16 protein-coding genes are annotated in these 17745 nt (G+C 71.8%); 8 read left to right on the forward strand and 8 right to left on the reverse strand.

All coding sequences use genetic code 11. The features are described from left to right. Nucleotides 1–37: 37 nt before the first annotated feature. On the forward strand, nucleotides 38–2710 hold the full coding sequence (locus tag ACFVYS_RS03865) for a cellulose binding domain-containing protein (protein ID WP_389498533.1): 2673 nt from the start codon (nucleotides 38–40) through the stop codon (nucleotides 2708–2710). Nucleotides 2711–2759: 49 nt separating this feature from the next. On the opposite strand, the gene ACFVYS_RS03870 is transcribed toward ACFVYS_RS03865, so the two are convergent. Further along, the gene (locus tag ACFVYS_RS03870) at nucleotides 2760–4691 is read right to left on the reverse strand and encodes a rhamnogalacturonan lyase (protein ID WP_389498535.1); all 1932 of its coding nucleotides are present in this window, start codon (nucleotides 4689–4691) and stop codon (nucleotides 2760–2762) included. 39 nt (nucleotides 4692–4730) lie between these two features. After that, nucleotides 4731–5699 (reverse strand): helix-turn-helix transcriptional regulator, encoded by a 969-nt coding sequence (locus tag ACFVYS_RS03875; protein WP_389498537.1) that lies wholly within the window; start codon nucleotides 5697–5699, stop codon nucleotides 4731–4733. Nucleotides 5700–5739: 40 nt separating this feature from the next. Here ACFVYS_RS03875 and ACFVYS_RS03880 point away from each other — a divergent pair, with 40 nt between their 5' ends. Both ACFVYS_RS03880 and ACFVYS_RS03885 read left to right on the forward strand, forming a co-directional pair. Next, nucleotides 5740–6285 (forward strand): hypothetical protein, encoded by a 546-nt coding sequence (locus ACFVYS_RS03880; RefSeq protein ID WP_389498539.1) that lies wholly within the window; start codon nucleotides 5740–5742, stop codon nucleotides 6283–6285. Next, complete coding sequence (locus tag ACFVYS_RS03885) at nucleotides 6282–6818, forward strand: hypothetical protein (protein WP_389498541.1); 537 nt, start codon at nucleotides 6282–6284, stop codon at nucleotides 6816–6818. Before ACFVYS_RS03880 ends, ACFVYS_RS03885 begins: the two co-directional genes overlap by 4 nt. Here the strand turns inward: ACFVYS_RS03885 and ACFVYS_RS03890 are convergent. The 3 genes from ACFVYS_RS03890 to ACFVYS_RS03900 all read right to left on the reverse strand — a co-directional run bounded on the left by ACFVYS_RS03890 (nucleotide 6754) and on the right by ACFVYS_RS03900 (nucleotide 9127). Then, entirely contained in the window at nucleotides 6754–7530 is a 777-nt protein-coding gene (locus tag ACFVYS_RS03890; RefSeq protein WP_389498543.1) for a class I SAM-dependent methyltransferase, read from the reverse strand. The two genes, ACFVYS_RS03885 and ACFVYS_RS03890, sit on opposite strands and share 65 nt — an antisense overlap. A gap of 133 nt (nucleotides 7531–7663) precedes the next feature. Further along, nucleotides 7664–7969, reverse strand: coding sequence for a 4a-hydroxytetrahydrobiopterin dehydratase (locus ACFVYS_RS03895; RefSeq protein ID WP_389498545.1), 306 nt, complete (start codon nucleotides 7967–7969; stop codon nucleotides 7664–7666). Nucleotides 7970–8056: 87 nt separating this feature from the next. Then, a complete protein-coding gene (locus ACFVYS_RS03900) occupies nucleotides 8057–9127 on the reverse strand; it encodes an ADP-ribosylglycohydrolase family protein (RefSeq protein WP_389498547.1) in 1071 nt (356 codons plus the stop codon). 29 nt (nucleotides 9128–9156) lie between these two features. Here ACFVYS_RS03900 and ACFVYS_RS03905 point away from each other — a divergent pair, with 29 nt between their 5' ends. From ACFVYS_RS03905 to ACFVYS_RS03925, 5 genes are all read left to right on the forward strand, one after another. Further along, nucleotides 9157–10005, forward strand: coding sequence for a helix-turn-helix domain-containing protein (locus ACFVYS_RS03905; RefSeq protein ID WP_389498549.1), 849 nt, complete (start codon nucleotides 9157–9159; stop codon nucleotides 10003–10005). A 109-nt stretch (nucleotides 10006–10114) separates the two neighbouring features. Further along, nucleotides 10115–10978 carry a helix-turn-helix domain-containing protein gene (locus ACFVYS_RS03910; RefSeq protein WP_389498551.1) on the forward strand — a complete coding sequence of 288 codons (864 nt, stop codon included), beginning with the start codon at nucleotides 10115–10117 and terminating at the stop codon, nucleotides 10976–10978. Between the two features lie 145 nt (nucleotides 10979–11123). Continuing rightward, nucleotides 11124–11945 carry an SAM-dependent methyltransferase gene (locus tag ACFVYS_RS03915; RefSeq protein WP_389498553.1) on the forward strand — a complete coding sequence of 274 codons (822 nt, stop codon included), beginning with the start codon at nucleotides 11124–11126 and terminating at the stop codon, nucleotides 11943–11945. Nucleotides 11946–12088: 143 nt separating this feature from the next. Continuing rightward, the gene (locus tag ACFVYS_RS03920; protein WP_389498555.1) at nucleotides 12089–13831 is read left to right on the forward strand and encodes a right-handed parallel beta-helix repeat-containing protein; all 1743 of its coding nucleotides are present in this window, start codon (nucleotides 12089–12091) and stop codon (nucleotides 13829–13831) included. After that, complete coding sequence (locus ACFVYS_RS03925; protein ID WP_389498557.1) at nucleotides 13828–14235, forward strand: hypothetical protein; 408 nt, start codon at nucleotides 13828–13830, stop codon at nucleotides 14233–14235. Before ACFVYS_RS03920 ends, ACFVYS_RS03925 begins: the two co-directional genes overlap by 4 nt. Before the next feature lie 87 nt (nucleotides 14236–14322). Here the strand turns inward: ACFVYS_RS03925 and ACFVYS_RS03930 are convergent, their stop codons facing one another. The 3 genes from ACFVYS_RS03930 to ACFVYS_RS03940 all read right to left on the reverse strand — a co-directional run bounded on the left by ACFVYS_RS03930 (nucleotide 14323) and on the right by ACFVYS_RS03940 (nucleotide 17679). Continuing rightward, the gene (locus ACFVYS_RS03930; RefSeq protein ID WP_020125610.1) at nucleotides 14323–14748 is read right to left on the reverse strand and encodes an OsmC family peroxiredoxin; all 426 of its coding nucleotides are present in this window, start codon (nucleotides 14746–14748) and stop codon (nucleotides 14323–14325) included. Between the two features lie 76 nt (nucleotides 14749–14824). Beyond that, a complete protein-coding gene (locus tag ACFVYS_RS03935) occupies nucleotides 14825–16621 on the reverse strand; it encodes a hypothetical protein (protein ID WP_389498558.1) in 1797 nt (598 codons plus the stop codon). Beyond that, the gene (locus ACFVYS_RS03940) at nucleotides 16618–17679 is read right to left on the reverse strand and encodes an ATP-binding protein (RefSeq protein WP_389498560.1); all 1062 of its coding nucleotides are present in this window, start codon (nucleotides 17677–17679) and stop codon (nucleotides 16618–16620) included. The genes ACFVYS_RS03935 and ACFVYS_RS03940 overlap by 4 nt, the downstream gene beginning before the upstream one ends. Nucleotides 17680–17745 lie beyond the last annotated feature (66 nt).

The raw sequence follows: 17745 nt of genomic DNA on the forward strand, positions 1-17745 counted from the left end.
GCCCTCGCGCGCTCCTCTTCACGGAAGGACCCCCACCGTGCGAAGAACCCGTATCCTCACCGCCGTTCTGGCGCTCGCCGCCGGCCTGATCGCGGGCAGTCCGCCCGTACTGGCGGCGGACGGCAGCCCCCAGCCGACGCTGGCCGCAGAGTCGTACACCTGGAAGAACGCCCGGATCGACGGCGGCGGCTTCGTGCCCGGCATCGTCTTCAACCGCAAGGAGAAGAACCTCGCCTACGCCCGCACCGACATCGGCGGCGCGTACCGCTGGCAGGAGTCGAGCAAGACCTGGACACCGCTGCTGGACTCGGTCGGCTGGGCGGACTGGGGCCACACGGGCGTGGTGAGCCTGGCCTCCGACTCCGTCGACCCGAACAAGGTGTACGCGGCGGTCGGCACGTACACCAACAGCTGGGATCCGGGCAACGGGGCCGTGCTGCGCTCGGCCGACCGGGGCGCGAGCTGGCAGAAGACGGACCTGCCCTACAAGCTGGGCGGCAACATGCCCGGCCGCGGCATGGGGGAGCGCCTGGCGGTCGACCCGAACAGGAACAGCGTGCTGTATCTGGGTGCGCCGAGCGGCAAGGGCCTGTGGCGGTCGACCGACTCGGGAGTCACCTGGTCGCAGGTGGCGAACTTCCCCAATGTCGGCAACTACCAGCAGGATCCGACCGACTCCAGCGGGTACGCCTCCGACAACCAGGGCATCGTCTGGGTCACCTTCGACGAGTCCACGGGGACGTCCGGCACCGCGACGAAGACGGTCTACGTCGGCGTGGCGGACAAGGACAACGCCGTGTACCGGTCGACGGACGCGGGCGCGACCTGGACACGGCTGGCCGGGCAGCCGACGGGATACCTGGCCCACAAGGGTGTACTGGATACCGTCAACGGCTATCTGTATATCGCATACAGCGACAAGGGCGGCCCGTACGACGGCGGCAAGGGCCGGCTGTGGAGATACGCGACGGCGACCGGGACCTGGACGGACATCAGTCCGGTGGCGGAGGCCGACACGTACTACGGCTTCAGCGGGCTGACGATCGACCGGCAGAAGCCCGGCACCGTCATGGCCACCGCCTACAGTTCCTGGTGGCCGGACACCCAGATCTTCCGCTCGACGGACAGCGGTGGCACCTGGACGAAGGCGTGGGACTACACGTCGTACCCCAACCGTGCGAACCGGTACACGATGGATGTCTCGTCGTCGCCGTGGCTGACCTGGGGCGCCAACCCGTCGCCGCCGGAGCAGGCGCCCAAACTCGGCTGGATGACCGAGGCGTTGGAGATCGACCCGTTCAACTCCAGCCGCATGATGTACGGCACGGGGGCGACGGTCTACGGCACGGAGAACCTGGCCAACTGGGACAGCGGGGGCCAGTTCACCATCAAGCCGATGGTGCAGGGACTGGAGGAGACGGCGGTTCTGGACATCGCCTCGCCGCCGTCCGGCGCGCCGCTGCTCAGCGCGCTCGGCGACATCGGCGGCTTCCGCCACACGGACCTGACGAAGGTGCCGTCGATGATGTTCACCTCCCCGAACTTCACGTCGACGACGAGCCTGGACTACGCCGAGACGAACCCGAACACCGTGGTGCGCGTCGGCAACCTGGACTCGGGGCCGCACGTGGCGTTCTCGACAGACAACGGCGCCAACTGGTTCGCGGGGACGGACCCTTCGGGGGTCAGTGGTGGCGGAACGGTCGCCGCGGCGGCGGACGGCAGCCGCTTCGTCTGGAGCCCGGCGGGCGCCGGTGTGCAGTACACCACCGGTTTCGGTACCTCGTGGCAGGCGTCGAGCGGGATCCCGGCCGGCGCGATCGTCGAGTCCGACCGGGTCGACCCCAAGACCTTCTACGGGTTCAAGTCGGGCAAGTTCTACGTGAGTTCGGACGGCGGAGCCACCTTCACCGGGTCCGCTGCGACCGGTCTGCCCAGTGGGGACAGCGTGCGATTCAAGGCGCTGCCGGGCACGAAGGGCGATGTCTGGCTGGCGGGCGGGGCGAGCGACGGGGCATACGGGCTGTGGCACTCCACGGACGCCGGCGCGACCTTCACCAAGCTGTCGGGGGTCGAGCAGGCCGACACGATCGGGTTCGGCAAGGCGGCGACGGGAGCGTCGTACCAGACCCTCTACACCAGCGCGAAGATCGCCGGAGTGCGGGGCATCTTCCGCTCGACGGACAAGGGCGTGACCTGGACCCGGATCAACGACGATGTCCATCAGTGGGGTTGGACGGGCGACGCGATCACGGGTGACCCGAGGGTGTACGGGCGGGTCTACGTCTCGACGAACGGCCGGGGTGTCATCTACGGCGACACCTCCGACACCGGCGGCGGGGGCACGGACCCCACCGATCCGACGGATCCCACCGACCCCACGCCGACCGGCGCCTGCGCGGTGACGTACACCATCACCAACCAGTGGTCGGGGGGCTTCCAGGCGGACGTCAGGCTCGCCAACACGGGCACGAGCACCTGGTCCGGCTGGAACCTCAACTGGGCGTTCCCGAGTGGCCAGACAGTCTCGCAACTGTGGAACGCCGGCTACACGCAGTCGGGTTCGACGGTGACGGCGAAGAACGTGAGCTGGAACGCCAACGTCGCGGCCGGTTCGTCCGTGAACTTCGGCTTCACGGGCAGCTGGTCGGGATCGAACACGAAACCGACGGCTTTCAAGCTGGGTGAGCAGAGCTGCACGGTGAGCTGACGACGGTGGGTGCGCGCCCCGGGGACCGGGACGCGCACCCTTCGCTCGCTCAGGGCGTGTAGACCGTCGGGCGGGGTGCGGTCGGCATTCCGTTGCCGAGGAAGTAGCTCGGGTGCGGGGGCTGGTTGTAGGCGGTGTTCTGCCAGGCCAGGCCGGTGCGGTACATCGTGTCGTGGAGCAGGGTCGTGATGCGTGTCGTCGTCTCGTACGGCGTCGAGTAGATGCGCAGGGCCGTGTTGTCGTTGGTCGGCCAGACGACCTCCTCACGCCAGTCGCCGAGGAGGTCGCCGGACAGCGACGGGGTCGCCTTGGTGCTGTTGTTGGAGTGGACGCCCGAGCCGGTCAGCAGGCGGGTGTCCGAGGACGTGCCGTACTTGTCGATGTGGGTGCCGTCCAGGAGTTCGCGGACGGGGTCGGCGTCCCACCAGGAGAGGAAGTTGACGGAGGACGGTTCCCGGCCCTTGGTCGCGCCCGCCTCGTCGCGGATCGAGGTGTCGGAGGCCGACCAGACCTCGGCACCGTCGTTGCCCGCCCAGATGTCACCGGCGACTCCGCGGCCGTTGTCGCAGCAGGCGGCCAGTTTCCAGTTGACGGTGCCGTTCGCCGGGTTGATGTACAGCTCGGCGGGCTGGCCGGTCGACTCCGAGACCTTGAAGTACTCGAGGCCGGCGTGCGAGGGGTCGAGGTCACCGAGATGCTGGGCGTCGCCGTGCCCCGTCTTCGTGGTCCACAGGCCGTTTCCGTTGTCGTCCACCGCCATCGCGCCGTAGACGATCTCGTCCTTGCCGTCGCCGTCGACGTCCCCGACGGAGAGGCTGTGCGAGCCCTGGCCGTCGTAGCCCTTGCCGGTGTTGCTGGAGGAGTTGGTGTCGAAGGTCCAGCGGCGGGTGAAGGCCCCGTTCCGCCAGTCCCAGGCGGCGATCACGGTACGCGTGTAGTAACCGCGTGCCATGATCAGCGAGGGGCGGGAACCGTCCAGGTAAGCGGTTCCCGCGAGGAACCGGTCGACGCGGTTCCCGTACGAGTCGCCCCAGGACGAGACCGTGCCGCGGGCCGGGACGTAGTCGACGGAACTCATCGCCTTGCCGGTCTGGCCGTTGAACATGGTCAGGTATTCGGGCCCGGACAGCACATAGCCGCTGGAGTTGCGGTAGTCGGCGGAGGAACTGCCGATCACCGCGCCCGTGCCGTCCACCGTCGCGTCGGCGGTCTTCATGGCGATCTCGGCCTTGCCGTCGCCGTCGTAGTCGTACACCTGGAACTGTGTGTAGTGGGCGCCGGAGCGGATGTTGCGGCCGAGGTCGACGCGCCACAGGCGGGTGCCGTCGAGCTTGACGCCGTCGACGATCGTGTTGCCGGTGTAGCCCGACTGGGAGTTGTCCTTGGCGTTGGTCGGCTGCCACTTCAGGACGATGTCCAGGGCGCCGTCGCCGTCCAGGTCTCCGACGGAGGCGTCGTTGGCCTCGTAGGTGTAGGCGACGCCGTCGCGGGTCGTGCCGCCGGCCGGCGGGGTGATGGGGACGTCCTTGTAGCCGGTGCGGAACTGGATCGCGTGGACGGAGTCGGCCTGTTCGACACCGTTCACGATCGCGCGGACCGTGTAGTCGGCCTGAGACGGGGCGCCGGAGTGGAAGTAGTTCGTGGAGCCGGTGACCGGGGCCGGGTTGACCTTGGTGCCGGCCCGGTAGACGTTGAAGGAGACGCTGTCGGGGTCGGTGCCGAGCCAGCGCCAGCTGACCAGGTTGCCGCTGTCGGTGTGCACGCTGACGACGCCCCGGTCGAGGGCCTCCACCTGACGGGCCGTGGCGGCCTCGGCCGTGCCGGCGCCGAGCGTGGTCAGCCCGGCGCCGACCAGGGCCGTGGTGGCGACCAGCGCGGAGAGGACGACCCTTCGTCTGCGGTGGCTGCGCGTAGGGGGATCCGCGTATGGACGAGGCTCCGGGTGCGGAGGGGAAGGCGGGTGCGGATGCGGGTGCTGCACGAGACGTACCTCCAGGGAGGGACGGACGGGTTCCGTCTCTCAGTTGCCGCCGTCCACAAGGGAGTTGCCGTACACCGCGGCCAGTTCTGTCACCGTCCGGGCGATCCGCTCACGCAGTTCCGGCGGCTGGAGCACCTCGATGTCCGCTCCCAGCCGCAGGAAGTCGGCGTGGGCGTGCTCGACGGACTCGATGGGGACCCTGGCCACCGTCCAGCCGTCCGCCCCGGCGGGTGCGTCGAGTCGCACCGCACGGGCGAGGGTCGCCCCCGGCGCCAGTCGCACCACCGCCTCCGCCCTGTCCTGGTACAGCCGCTCGTGGAAGCCCTGCTGGTACGCCGTCCAGTGGGCCGCCAGGTCGAAGTCGTCCGGCCGGGTGAACACCTCGCCGGAGACGCTGAGTTCGAGGATCTGGTCGACACGGAAGGTGCGTGGTCCCGGGCCGGCGACGACGTACCAGCGTCCCGCCTTCAGGACCAGGCCGTAGGGCTCGAGCCGCCGTTCGACGTCGGTGGGCTCACGCCAGCGACGGTATACGGTATGCAGAATCCTGTTGTTCCACACCGCGTCGGCGACCGCCGCCAGATACGGCGTCTCGTCCGCCCCCGCGTCCGTGTACCAGCCGGGAGCGTCCAGATGGAAGCGGCCGCTGATCCGGTCCGCGTGCGCCCGCAGTTCCGGCGGCAGCGCGGCGCGGACCTTCAGCTGGGCGGCGGCCAGGACCGGACCGAGGCCCAACTGGGCGGCGGGACCGGGGACACCGGCCAGGAAGAGGGCCTCCGCCTCGTCGGCGGTCAGTCCCGTCAGACGGGTGCGGTAACCGTCGAGCAGACGGTAGCCGCCGGCGTGACCGGCGTCGCCGTACAGCGGGACACCCGCCGTGCCCAGTGCCTCCACATCCCGGTAGACGGTACGCACCGACACCTCCAGCTCCTCCGCGAGCTGGGCGGCGGTCATCCGGCCCCGGGTCTGGAGCAGCAGCAGGATCGACACGAGTCGGCTGGACTTCACTGACACATGGTGTCAGTGAAGCGGGCCTAGCGTCCCGCCCATGAACTCCGTTTCCCATGTTTCCCCCGATCTCCGCCTCCTCGCCCCCTCCCCCACGCTCCCCTTCGCGGAGAAGCTGCTCACGGTGCACCCGCCGATCGAGGTGGCGGGGCGGTGGATCAAGCGTTACCACGTCACCTCCGACCCGGCGGGCATCGCGCCCGAGGTGGAGCGGGCGGCGTACGCGATCCTTCCCGAGCTGCTGCCGGCGCCGGACGGGACGCCGCCCGGCACCTTCGTCGTGCTGCACCGGGGCGGCGACGACGGCGCCTACCTCAACGTCTACAGCTGGGTGTGGGACAACGTCCTGCACTTCCGGGGCGCGGCCGCGGGCCAGCCGGTGCTCGGTTGCCCGGACGACGACCCGGGCCACTTCGTGACGACCGACCGGCCCTGGATCGGCTGCGTCTGGGAACTGCCGCCGATCCTGCACGAACGGGACGCGTGGGTACGGCACATGCTTGCCCGCCGCGCACCCGAAGTCCCCGACCTCGACGCCTACTTGGCCGATTCCCTGCCCGAGGGAACGACGGGAGACCGCTCATGAGCAGCCCGCGCGACTTCGACTTCCTCCACGGCGCGTGGGAGGTCCGGCACCGCCGGCGCACCGACTTCCTCGACCCCGCCGGCGACTGGGAGGAGTTCTCGTCCACAGCCCACTGCCGGCCGCTGTTCGACGGGGCCGCGAACATCGACGAGATCGACATGCCGCACCTCGGAGCGAAGGGGCTGACGCTGAGGCTCTTCGACCGGGAGAGCGGCCAGTGGTCGCTGAACTGGTCGTCCAGCCGGAGCGGCAGGCTGTTCCCGCCGATGATCGGCGGTTTCGGCGACGCCGACGAACACCGCGGCGGTCGTCGCGACCGCGGTGAGTTCTACGGCGACGACACGCACGACGGCAAGGACGTGCGGGCCCGCTTCGTCTGGTCCGGGGTGTGCGACACGTCCGCCCGCTGGGAGCAGGCCTTCTCGCTGGACGGCGGGGAGACCTGGCTGACCAACTGGGTCATGGACTTCACTCGTCCGGAAGCGGACCGGGAAGCGGACCGGGAACCGGTTTCCGAAACGCCCTCAGGGTGAACGCGGGGTCCGGGCGGGGCCGGTCCTGGTCGGGCAGCGCCGCGAGGTGGGCGGCGAACCCGTCGGCCAGGGGGTGACCGGGTGGCAGGGTGACGAACCAGCCGCGGCGCAGGTCCGCGATGGCCCGGCGTGGGCTGCGACCCTGCCCCCGCCCGGCGAAACGGGCCTGCCCCGCCGGGGCCAGGCCTGCTTCGGCGGCGTACGACGCCACCAGCGCCGCGGTGTCGGAGGCCGGGCGTTGCGGGCGCGAGGACAGCACGGCATCGATGTCGCTGCCCACGTTGTGGGAGGCACCCTTGTCGACGGTGGTGACGTACACCCCGCCGGGCCGCAGCACCCGGGCGCACTCGGCGACGATCCGCCGCGCGTCCGTGGCGTCCTCGACGAGGTGCAGCAGCCACACGCTGCTCACGGCGTCGAACTCCCCGTTCCGGAAGGGGAGTCGGCGGCCGTCGGCGAGGACGACCGCTCCGGGCAACCGGGCGGCGGCGTGACTGACCATGGCCGGCGCCCGGTCCAGGCCCGTCACCCGCAGGCCCGGGCGCCCGGCCGTGAGGCGCCGGGTGACGATGCCCGTCCCACAGGCCACGTCCAGCAGGCTGCGCGCCCGGTCCGGTACCAGACCGAGGACGCCCTCCGCGGCGGCCGCCGCCCTGGGCTCACCGCCGCGCCAGGCGTCATAACGTTCGGCTTCCTCGTCGTAGTCCAGCACCCGCGCTCCCCCGTTCCGTGACCACCGACCACCGACCACCGCACCCCTGCTCGTACGGTCCCGCGCCGCCCGCCCCGCCTGCAGCGTCCCGTCCGTCGCACGGGTCAACGCGGGTCGGCGCCGTCGGTGCAGGTCAGCGTGCTCCGTGCGCGGGGGCCACGGCCTCCACCCGGCGGGCGAGTTCGACGTCGAGGTCGGTGACGGAGCCGCCCGCGCTGTGGGTGTTCACGGCGAGGGACACGGTGTTGTAGCCGAGGGTGAGGTCGGAGTGATGGTTGAGCTCGTCCTGGATCCGCGCGACATGGACGACCAGGGCGGTCGCGGCGGCGTGGGAGCCGAGCCGGTAGGCGCGGGTGAGGCGGTCGCCGTCCAGGGACCAGCCGGGCAGCTCGGACAGCCGGTCCTCGATCTCCTGCTGCGACAGCGGTTCGACGGCCATGGCACGGCTCCCTTCCTGATGTCGCGTACCTGTCCAGCGTGCCACAGGAAAGCCGTTACGGCCCTGGTCACCAGCGCGGCGCCCGGCTCAATCGCGCAGGCACTCGGCTGCCAGATCGTCCGCCAGCGCGGCGATCACGGCCCGGCCCTCCACCTGCTCCAGCCATTCGTGCGGCAGCCCGCCGTCGCCGTGCCGCGTACCCAGGATGTTGCCGCAGATCGAACCCGTCGAGTCGCTGTCGCCGGAGTGGTTCACGGACAGGAGCAGGGCGTCCTCCACCCCGTGCGTGACCAGCGCCGCGTAGACGCCGATGGCGAGGGCCTCCTCGGCGACCCAGCCGGCGCCGAGCCGCTCCACCTTCTCGGGGCTCGGATCGCCCTCGGCGGCCAGGTCGAGGGCCTGGTTCAGGGCGGCGGAGGTCTCCTCGTGGCCGGGGTGGCGGCCGAGCAGCCGCAGGGCGCGCAGGGTGGCCCCCTCGACGGACTCCCCCCGCGTCAGATACGCCACGATCGCGGCCAGCGCGCCTGCCGCGTAGTAGCCGGTCGGGTGGCCGTGGGTGGTCTGGGCGCAGCGGGCGGCCATGCCGAAGGCGTGCTCGGCGGAGGAGTGGGCGAGACCGAAGGGTGCCGAGCGCATCACGGTGCCGCAGCCCTTGGAGCCGGGGTTGACCGGCCCGGGCGCACCGCTCAGCTCGGCCCACGGGTCGGGAACGTGGCTCTGGGCGAGCCCGGACAGACAGGCGTTGCCGGGGGCGCGGCGAGCGTACAGCCAGCGCTCGGCGAGGAGGCCGCCCGTGACCCCGTCGGCCGGCCCCGGCCGCTGCTGGGTCTCGAGCCAGTGTCCGTACGCCTGGCGCACCAGGGCGGTCTCCGCCCCGGCGATCCCCTTGAGCCGGGCCCTCCTGACCGCGGTACGGAGGCCCTCGACGGTGAACAGGGTCATCTGGGTGTCGTCGCTGACGTGGCCGACCACACCCTCGCCGTCGGGCACGAGCCGGGTCAGGCCCCTGGGTCCGTGGGCCGCGCGGATCCGGTCGAGGGAGGAGAACTCGACCGCGTAGCCGAGGGCGTCGCCGAGCGCCCCGCCGAGGAGGCAGCCCCGTACCCGGGCGCGGTACACCGCCGTCGACTCCAGGGAAGACTTCCGCCAGTCGTTCATCCAAGCGCTCCTCAACTACGGTCGTACGTATGACCATTGTCTCGACCGGTACGCACGCCGCCTCCGCCGCCCCCGCCGGCCAGGGCGTCGGTCCGCTGCTGCGGGGCTGGCGGGAGCGGCGGCGGATGAGCCAGCTGGAGCTGGCGTTGCGCGCCGACTCCTCGGCCCGGCACATCAGCTTCGTCGAGACGGGCCGGTCCCGGCCCAGCGAGGAGATGGTGCTGCGGCTCGCCGAGCACCTCGACGTGCCGGTGCGTGAGCGCAACGCGCTGCTCCTGGCGGCCGGTTACGCCCCGCACTACCCGCAGACCCCGCTGGACGACCCGGCACTGGACGCGCTGCGCGCGGGTCTTGAGCGGCTGCTCCAGGGCTACGAGCCGTATCCGGCGCTGGTGATGGACGCGCGGTACGACGTGGTGGCGGCCAACCGGGGGATCACGATGCTGCTGGAGGGCGTCCCGGAGTCGTTGCTCGCGCCGCCGCTCAACGCGATGCGTCTCACCCTGCACCCGCGGGGTCTCGCGCCGCGCATCCGCAACCTGCGCGAGTGGCGCGGTCATCTGCTGGCGCAGATGGAGCGGCAGATCGCCCTGTACCGCTCGGCACCGCTGCGGGAGTTGTACGAGGAGGTCGCCGCGTACCCGGTGGCGGAGGACGGGCCGGGGACGGCAGGCGGACCGGTGGACGAACCGGCCGATCCCGTCCATCACTTCGCGCTGCCGATGCTGATCGAGCACGAGGGGCGGGTGCTCTCCTTCATCTCGTCCGTCGCCACGTTCAACACCCCCATGGACGTGACGGTCGCCGAGCTGGCCGTCGAGACGTTCCTGCCGGCGGATCCCGCCACGGTCAAGTACCTCCACTCTCTGATCCACTGACGGCATCTCAGATCAGAACCCAGATGAATGTTCGGCTCCGTTCCCGCGAGAGTGACGCCGGAACGTGGCACACTGGCCCGCGTGCCTCGAGGCGTAGGGGAGACGTGGGGTGAGTGAACGACGGCCCGCACCCACGGTGGGCCAGGTGGTACTGGGCAGGCGGCTCCAGGAGTTGCGTGAGGCGGCAGGTCTCGGCCGCGAGGAGGCGGCCCGCGCCCTGCGCGTGGCTCCGGCGACCGTGCGGCGCATGGAGACGGCCGACGTCGCCCTGAAGGTCCCTTATGTACAGGTGCTGTTGGCGGCCTACGGCGTCGGCGACGAGGAGGCGGAGGCGTTCGTCTCGCTCACCGAGGAGGCGAACCGGCCCGGCTGGTGGCAGCGCTACCACGATGTGCTGCCGGAGTGGTTCAGCCTGTACGTGAGCCTGGAGGGCGCGGCCCGGCTGATCCGCTCGTACGAACCGCACTTCGTGCCCGGCCTGCTCCAGACGGAGGCCTACGCGCGCGCCGTACTGGAGGCCGGGACCGTCGGGCAGACGACCCCGGAGTCGATCGAACGGCATGTGTCGCTGCGCCTCGCCCGCCAGCGTCTGCTGGAGAGCGACGACCCGCCCCATCTGTGGGTGGTGATGGACGAGACGGTGCTGCGCCGGCCGGTGAGCGTGGACGCCGCCGTGATGTCCGAACAGCTCGACAGGCTGATGGCGTTCGCCGAGCGCGACCGGGTCACCCTGCAGGTCTCCGAGTTCGCGGCCGGCCCGCATCCGGGCACGTCCGCGCCGTTCTCGCTCTTCCGTTTCGCCGAGCCCGAACTGCCCGACATGGTCGTCACCGAGTACCTGACCGGCGCGCTGTACCTCGACGATCGCAAGGAGGTCTCCGGGCACCTGGAGGTCCTCGACCACATGACGACCCACGCCGCGTCCGCGCAGCAGACCAAGAAGATCCTGCGGGACGCCCGCGGAAGCCTCTGAGCCCGTCCCGTCGCCCCGGGCCTCTCCCCCACTTCCGGCCCCGGCCCCCTGGCTCCCGTCCCTCGACCCCTGAACCCAGCCCCCTGCCCCCCGACCCCCTGACTTCCGACCCCTGGCTCCTGACTCTCCTGGAGGCGAGACCCGCATGACCGGATCCGAGGCCGAGCAGGCACCCGCCCGCATCGACACCAGCAAGCCGCATCCGGCCCGCGTCTACGACTGGTGGCTGGGCGGCAAGGACAACTACCCCGTCGACGAGGAACTGGCCCGCAGGATCCTCGCCGTGGACGGCACGGTGCTGCGCGGGGCGCGGGCCAACCGACGGTTCATGCAGCGGGCCGTCCGCACGGCCGCCGAGGGCGGGATACGCCAGTTCCTCGACGTCGGCACCGGCATCCCCACCCAGCCCAACCTGCACCAGGTGGCGCAGGGCGTGGCCCCGGAGGCCAAGGTCGTGTACGCGGACAACGACCCGATCGTGCTGCGGCACGCGGAGGCCCTGCTGCACGGTTCGGCGGAGGGCTCCACCCGGTATGCGCACGCCGACGTCCGCGAGGTCGACACGCTGCTGCACCGGGCCGCCGACACCCTGGACTTCACGCGGCCGGTCGCGCTGTCGCTGGTGGCGCTCACCCACTACCTGAGCGATGACCCGGCGGGCGACGACGTGCACGGCCTGCTGAAGAAGTACGTCGCCGCGCTCGCGCCGGGCAGCTGGCTGATCCTCTCCCAGGTGACCCCGGACCTGAACCCCGCGGCCATCGAGAAGGCCGCGGAGAACTTCCGGCGCAGTGGAACGCCTTTCTACCCGCGTTCCCTGGCCGAGTTCGCCCGCTTCTTCGAGGGCCTGGAGCTGCTCGGACCGGGCGTGATCCCCGTCTCCGGCTGGCGCCCGGAGCCGGAGGACGTGGCGGTCCAGGCGGAGGGCATCGTGCCGGTGTACGCGGGGGTCGCCCGGAAGCCCTGAGCCGGTACCGGGGCGCGTGCGCGGCGAGGAGGAGGTCGGGTGAAGGCCACCGCCTGCACCCCCGGCGCCGCAGACCCCTCGGGTAGCATCGGTGACCGGGAGTCGACGATCCGTCACGGACGGGCGCTGCGGGGGACGCGGGCATGGTCAAGAGGTACGTGGTCGCGCCGCACGGGGGTCGTGGCACCCACCCCGACATCGGGTCCGCGCTGCGCGCCGCGACCGCGCGGGGCCGGGCCGCCCGGGTGGAGATCACTCCCGGCCACTACGAGGAACGGCTCTCCGTCCGGGGCGAGATCGAGCTGGCCGCGCTCGGTGCCGCGGGCTCCGTGGTGGTGAGCGTTCCCCGCGGCACCGTGCTCGACGTCTCGGGTGCGGTCGTGGTCCGGGGCCTGGCGCTGGTCGGCCGGGACGCCGACGCCGGCGTCGTCGACTGCCACGCGGGAACCCTCACCCTGGACCGGGTGGCGATCCGGGCGCACAACGGGGTCTGCGCGCACGCCCGGCCGGGCACGTCCGTGACGTTGACGGACAGCGAGTTCCGGTACGGCAGGACCGTCTTCGCCGGCGCCGCCGGGCAGGTCGAGCGGTGCCGGTTCACCGACGCCGCCGACAACGCGATCGCGGTGATCGAGAACGCCCGGGTGCTGGTCCGGGACAGCCGGTTCGACGGCAGCCGGATCCACGGGGTGCGCGTCAGCGACGCCTGGGCCCACCTCGTCGGGTGCGAGATCACCGGCGCCGAGCAGGCGGCCGTCATGGCGGACACGCGGGCGGAGTTGACCGTCGAGGGGTGCACGGTCGTCGCCACGCACCTGGCGGGTCTGGCCTTCATCGAGCAGTCCCGGGGCTCCGTGCGGGGCACCCGCGTCACCGACGCCGAGAACGGGATCCTGGTGGCGAGCGGTGCCGACCCGACGGTGCGCGACTGCGTGTTCACCGACTGCCGCGACACCGGCATCCATGTCCAGGACTCGGGCCGTGGCACGTTCGAGGACTGCGAGATCACCGGCGCGGGAAACGTCGGGGTGCTGTCGACCCGGGGCGGTGCCCCGCGGGTGACTGGCTGCCGCGTCACGGCGGGCAATGTCGGCATCGCCGTCACCGACAAGGCCAGAGGCCACTTCACCCGCGTCGACGTGCACGACCTGACCGGCGTCGCGCTGCGGGTCTGGGACGAGAGCAAGGCCGAGTTCGCGCAGGTCCGCGTCGAGCGCTGCCCGTTCGGCCTGGAGACGCGGGGCAACGGCGGTACGACGGCCGAGCTCACCGACGCGAGGATCCTCGACTTCGACATGGCCGCCGTGGCCGCCGTCGGCCAGTCCCGGGTGACCCTGAGAAGGGTGTCGGCGGAGCGCGGGCTGCTGGGGTTCGGCGCCGGCGAGGAGGCGCAGTTGCACGTGCACGACAGCGAGGTCTGCGCCGTGAGCACCGGCGGGGCCCTGGCCTTCGGCACGGCGCGGCTCGTCGCGCGGAACCTCACCGTCACCGGCGCGGAGTCGTACGGCCTGTGCGGCACGGGCTCCGCGTATCTGGACGTCGCCGACAGCCGTTTCGAGGACTGCGCGGCCACGGGAGTGCGCTGCGACGACGCCTGCGGCGGCCGGCTGGCGGGCTGTGCCGTGACGGGCGCGACGGGGGTGGCCGTGCAGCACAACGGCCGCGTCAAACTGGTCGGGCTCCGGACGTCGCTGCCGGTCAGGGAGATCACGGAGCCGCCCCCGCCGCCGACGATCGTCAACCACTACCACGGGCCGGTCTTCGTCGAGGCGGTGCACAGCGCCCAGTTGGCGTGGAACAACACCAACGTCATCCAGCAGCAGACCATTCAGAACGACCAGAACGACCAGAGCGCCCAGAGCGATCAGGACGGAGTCGGCCGATGAACGAACCGCGGCAGGTGCACCATTACGACGGTCCGGTGTTCAACGGGGGTGTGTCGAATGCCCAGTTCGCCTGGAACAACGAGACGGCCACCCAGAACCAGCAGCTCAACAACACGGTCGCCCCGGGACACGAGGCGCTCGCCACACTGGTGACCGAGCTGCTCCGGCAGCTGCCGGCGGCCGGACTCGGCGATCAGGAACGCGAGGACGCCGAGAGCGCGGCCCAGGAGGTCCTCGCCGAGATCACCGGTCCGGAGTCGCCCGAGCCGGGCAGGCTCCGCCGCTCGGTGACCATGCTCAAGGGAGCCCTGGCACCGGTCGCGACCGGCCTCGCGGCGGGGACGGCGGTCGGGGCGCAGGAGTGGGCGCAGTCCGCCATCAGGGGCCTGACCGGACTCGTCTGAGCCGGGGCGGCCCGGCGAGGGCCGGGACGGCACGACGGGGCGCGGAGGCCCTGTACGGCTCCCGCGCCCCGGACCCGACGCGGCGGCTCAGGCGAGCTTGGCCGACAGGGTGATGGTCGTGCCGGTGAGCGCCTGGCTGACCGGGCAGTTCTTCTTGGCGTCCTCGGCGGCGGCGGCGAACGCGTCGTCGTCGAGGCCGGGGACGGTGCCCTCCACGGTCAGGTGGATGCCGGTGATGCCCTCCCCCGGCTGGAAGGTGACGTCGGCGGACGTGACGAGCTTGGTGGGCGGGGTACCGGCACCGGCCAGGCCGTGCGACAGCGCCATGGAGAAGCAGCTGGAGTGGGCGGCGGCGATCAGCTCCTCCGGGCTGGTCTTGCCGTTCGCCTGCTCGGCGCGCGAAGGCCACGACACCGGCTGCTGACCGATGCCGGAGGAGTCGAAGGTCACGACCCCGTTGCCCTCGAGCAGGTTGCCTTCCCAGACCGTGTGTGCGGAGCGCGTGGTAGCCACGGTTCTTCCTTTCGCATGGGGTTCTGCAGGGGGTCCCGTTGCACGGGATTCCACCCCCATCCGATCACATTCCGCGTCACCGCACCCGGAACACCGGCCCCCGCGCGGTGAACGGCAGTCGACGACCCTGCGGGATCAGGTACGCGTGCTCGCGCCGCACCCGCAGCACGTCGCACCAGCCGTCGGTGATGACGAGCAGCGGCGCGCCCGGCGGGAAGTCGTCGGCGCGGTGCAGCAGGTCGATGCCGGGCTGCAGGACCGTACCGCCGCGGCCGTGCACACGGACCCGGCCGGCGATCTCGGTGACCGGCAGATAGCCCGCGTCGTGCGCGGCCGCGTCGCAGAACACGACCCGGGCGGCCGGGACGTCACGGGCCTCGGCGTACGAGGCGATGGCGCCGAGCGCCTTGCCGAGCAGGGTGCGGTCCATGGAGCCGGAGGTGTCCAGGACGACGCCGAAGGTGCAGCGGGCGACCTCCTCGGGCGGGAACCAGCGGCCGGCGCGCGGGATGTCGGGGGTGGAGGCCTGCCGGCGCGCGGGACGGGCGTAGGTCCGCACCGGCTCGGGGCGCGGCACGAACTCGTCGAACCAGCGCGCCAGTCGGGCGTCCCAGGGCAGCGGCGGGTGACTGAGCGCGCGGATCTCCTCCACCAACCCGCCCGGCAGGAAGCCGCGTTCCTGCCGCTGGTGCAGGTCGAAGCCCTGGGCGAGACCGCGCCGGTAGAAGCCGTCGAGGTCGACGTAGTCGCAGGGCGGGCCGAGCGGGGCGCCGAGAATGTCGCCGAGGCCCTTGCCGCGCAGGGTGGCCAGTCGCCGCATCCGGCGCAGGTCCACGGCGATGCGGTCGTAGACCTCCTCGGCGGACAGGCCCGCCAACTCGGCGTCGTACAGCAGCCCTTCGGGCATGGTGCCGACCTGCATCTCGCGCAGCCAGCCGTTGATGACGTAGTCGCAGGCGACGTTGAAGAGATAGGGGTCGCGGGTGCCGCAGCGGTCGCCGTGACGCAGGGCGGCGTGCAGCATCTCGTGGGCGAGGACGAACCGCCACTCCTCGTCCTCGTAGCGCCGCAGGGGGTTGATGTAGATCTCGCCCGCCTCCGCGTTCACGGCGGCGATCGAGATGCCGTGCGCGCGGGCGAGTTCGGCGTCGGCGACGAGCTTGATACCGGCCGCGAGCCCGCCGAGCAGCGGGTAGGACGACACGAACCAGCTCAGCGCGCGCTCCCAGGGACGCAGGGGGGTCACCGCGCCGTGGAGGGAGACGCGGCGGCCGCCCGCCATGTCCATCGCGGCGGACACGGTCCGGGTCAGGGCGGTGGCGAAGGCCAGCGGCCAGTCCGGCATCTGACGCCCGGACCAGGTCCACCGCACGAGCGCCTGGTCGGCGGCCGTCCCCGCGGTACCGCAGTGCTCGTAGGCGGCCGGCAGCCCGGTGCGCCGCCAGCGGGCGGCGAGCTGCTCCTCGTCACCGCCCGGGTACGACGGCGGCAGCTCGTCGGGGGCGCGGCCGACCGGAAACGTCAGCAGAAAACGGTTGACGACCAGGCAGCGCGCGGCGAGGTCGTACCGGTCGGGCTGGGCGCGCTCGGTCGGGGACGCCGGGAGGTGTCCGAAGCCGAGATGGAGGGCGGCGTGCGCGAGGGACCAGGCCCACAGGTCGGGGTCGGCGAGCCGGGTCGGGTGGGCGTGCAGGGTGCCGTTGGAGTCCGCGCGGACGAGCCCGTCGCGGGGGGCCATGGTGCACTCCTCACGGCGGCAGGTGTCGAAGTCGACGGCGGCCAGCGCCGGGTTGCCGCGCAGCGCCAGCCTCCCGGCCTCGAACGCCTCCGCGGCGAGGTCCCGCTTCTTCTTGTCGCGGTCCTCCCGTTTCACCGGCGCGCCTCCACCAGGCGGGGCATGTCCCGGGCCGCCTCGACCAGGAACCAGGCGGGCAGCACCGGGTTGCCGTCGGCGTCGGAGGCGATCACGGTCTGGGCGACCTCGACGGATATCTCGGCGAGCTGCACGAGCAGCGACTTGGCGCGGTACGCGGTCTGCCGGCCCTTCGCCGACATGTGCTCCCGGACGGCGGGCAGTTCCTTGACGAGCCGGCCGCGGAACGAGTCGGCGAGGTAGTAGAGCAGGTCACGGTCCTCGACCCGGCGCGGCCAGGGGGCCTCGCCCTTGAGGATGGCCTCGATGCCGTACCGGCTGCGCACGATCTTGACGTAGCCGCGGAAGGCGGTGGCGTGCGTGGGCGTCAGCGTGCCGTGCGCCAGCACCGTGAGGGTGTCCTCGTCGAGATCGGGCCCGAAGGAGTGCAGCGCGTCGGAGAGCATGTGCCAGGAACGGGGGGTGGAAAACGGTTCCTCGGTTTTCGGCGGCTTGGACCACAGGTGGTCGGGGCGGTCGGTGAGGTGGTCGAGGATCCACGGGTGGATGTCGTGGTGCGCGGCCCACGCCAGCCAGTCCTTCGCGGACGCCTCGAGGTGGACATGGGTGAGGCGGTTGACGAGCGCGGAGGCGATGGGCCGGGCGAGCGCGTTGTCCGTGGCCCGGTTCCCGGCGCCGATGACGATCGAGCCCGCGGGGAGCTCGTAGTTGCCGATCCGCCGGTCGAGGATGAGGGAGTAGAACGCCTTCTGGACATCGGGCGTCGCCGCGTTCAGCTCGTCCAGGAAGAGGCAGTACGGCTCGTCCCGGGCGATGGCCTCCGGCGGGCAGAACACCGACCGCCCGTCCCGGATCTGGGGGACGCCGATCAGGTCCTCGGGCGCGAGCTGGGTACCGAGCAGGCTCACGCACTCCAGCCCCAGCGACTCGGCGAAGTCCCTGACCAGGGAGGACTTTCCGATGCCGGGGGCGCCCCAGAGGAACACCGGCCGCACGGTGGCGAGACCGAGGAGCAGTTCGGGGATACGGGAAGGCGTGACAGTGACGGCAGCCTGCAAGGCCAAGGCTCCTCGAGGGATGCGGAAGGGGCGCGAACGCGCGGGATCCGGACGACCGGACCGGTA

The organism is Streptomyces sp. NPDC058295 (assembly GCF_042880655.1).
Lineage (GTDB): Bacteria > Actinomycetota > Actinomycetes > Streptomycetales > Streptomycetaceae > Streptomyces > Streptomyces coriariae.

Bases quoted from the DNA above. Each gene is read 5' to 3' on its own strand.
- ACFVYS_RS03880 (WP_389498539.1), top strand. From the start codon at position 5,740: ATGAACTCCGTTTCCCATGTTTCCCCCGATCTCCGCCTCCTCGCCCCC.
- ACFVYS_RS03885 (WP_389498541.1), top strand. From the start codon at position 6,282: ATGAGCAGCCCGCGCGACTTCGACTTCCTCCACGGCGCGTGGGAGGTC.
- ACFVYS_RS03895 (WP_389498545.1), bottom strand. From the start codon at position 7,969: ATGGCCGTCGAACCGCTGTCGCAGCAGGAGATCGAGGACCGGCTGTCC.
- ACFVYS_RS03900 (WP_389498547.1), bottom strand. From the start codon at position 9,127: ATGAACGACTGGCGGAAGTCTTCCCTGGAGTCGACGGCGGTGTACCGC.
- ACFVYS_RS03905 (WP_389498549.1), top strand. From the start codon at position 9,157: ATGACCATTGTCTCGACCGGTACGCACGCCGCCTCCGCCGCCCCCGCC.
- ACFVYS_RS03915 (WP_389498553.1), top strand. From the start codon at position 11,124: ATGACCGGATCCGAGGCCGAGCAGGCACCCGCCCGCATCGACACCAGC.
- ACFVYS_RS03920 (WP_389498555.1), top strand. From the start codon at position 12,089: ATGGTCAAGAGGTACGTGGTCGCGCCGCACGGGGGTCGTGGCACCCAC.
- ACFVYS_RS03925 (WP_389498557.1), top strand. From the start codon at position 13,828: ATGAACGAACCGCGGCAGGTGCACCATTACGACGGTCCGGTGTTCAAC.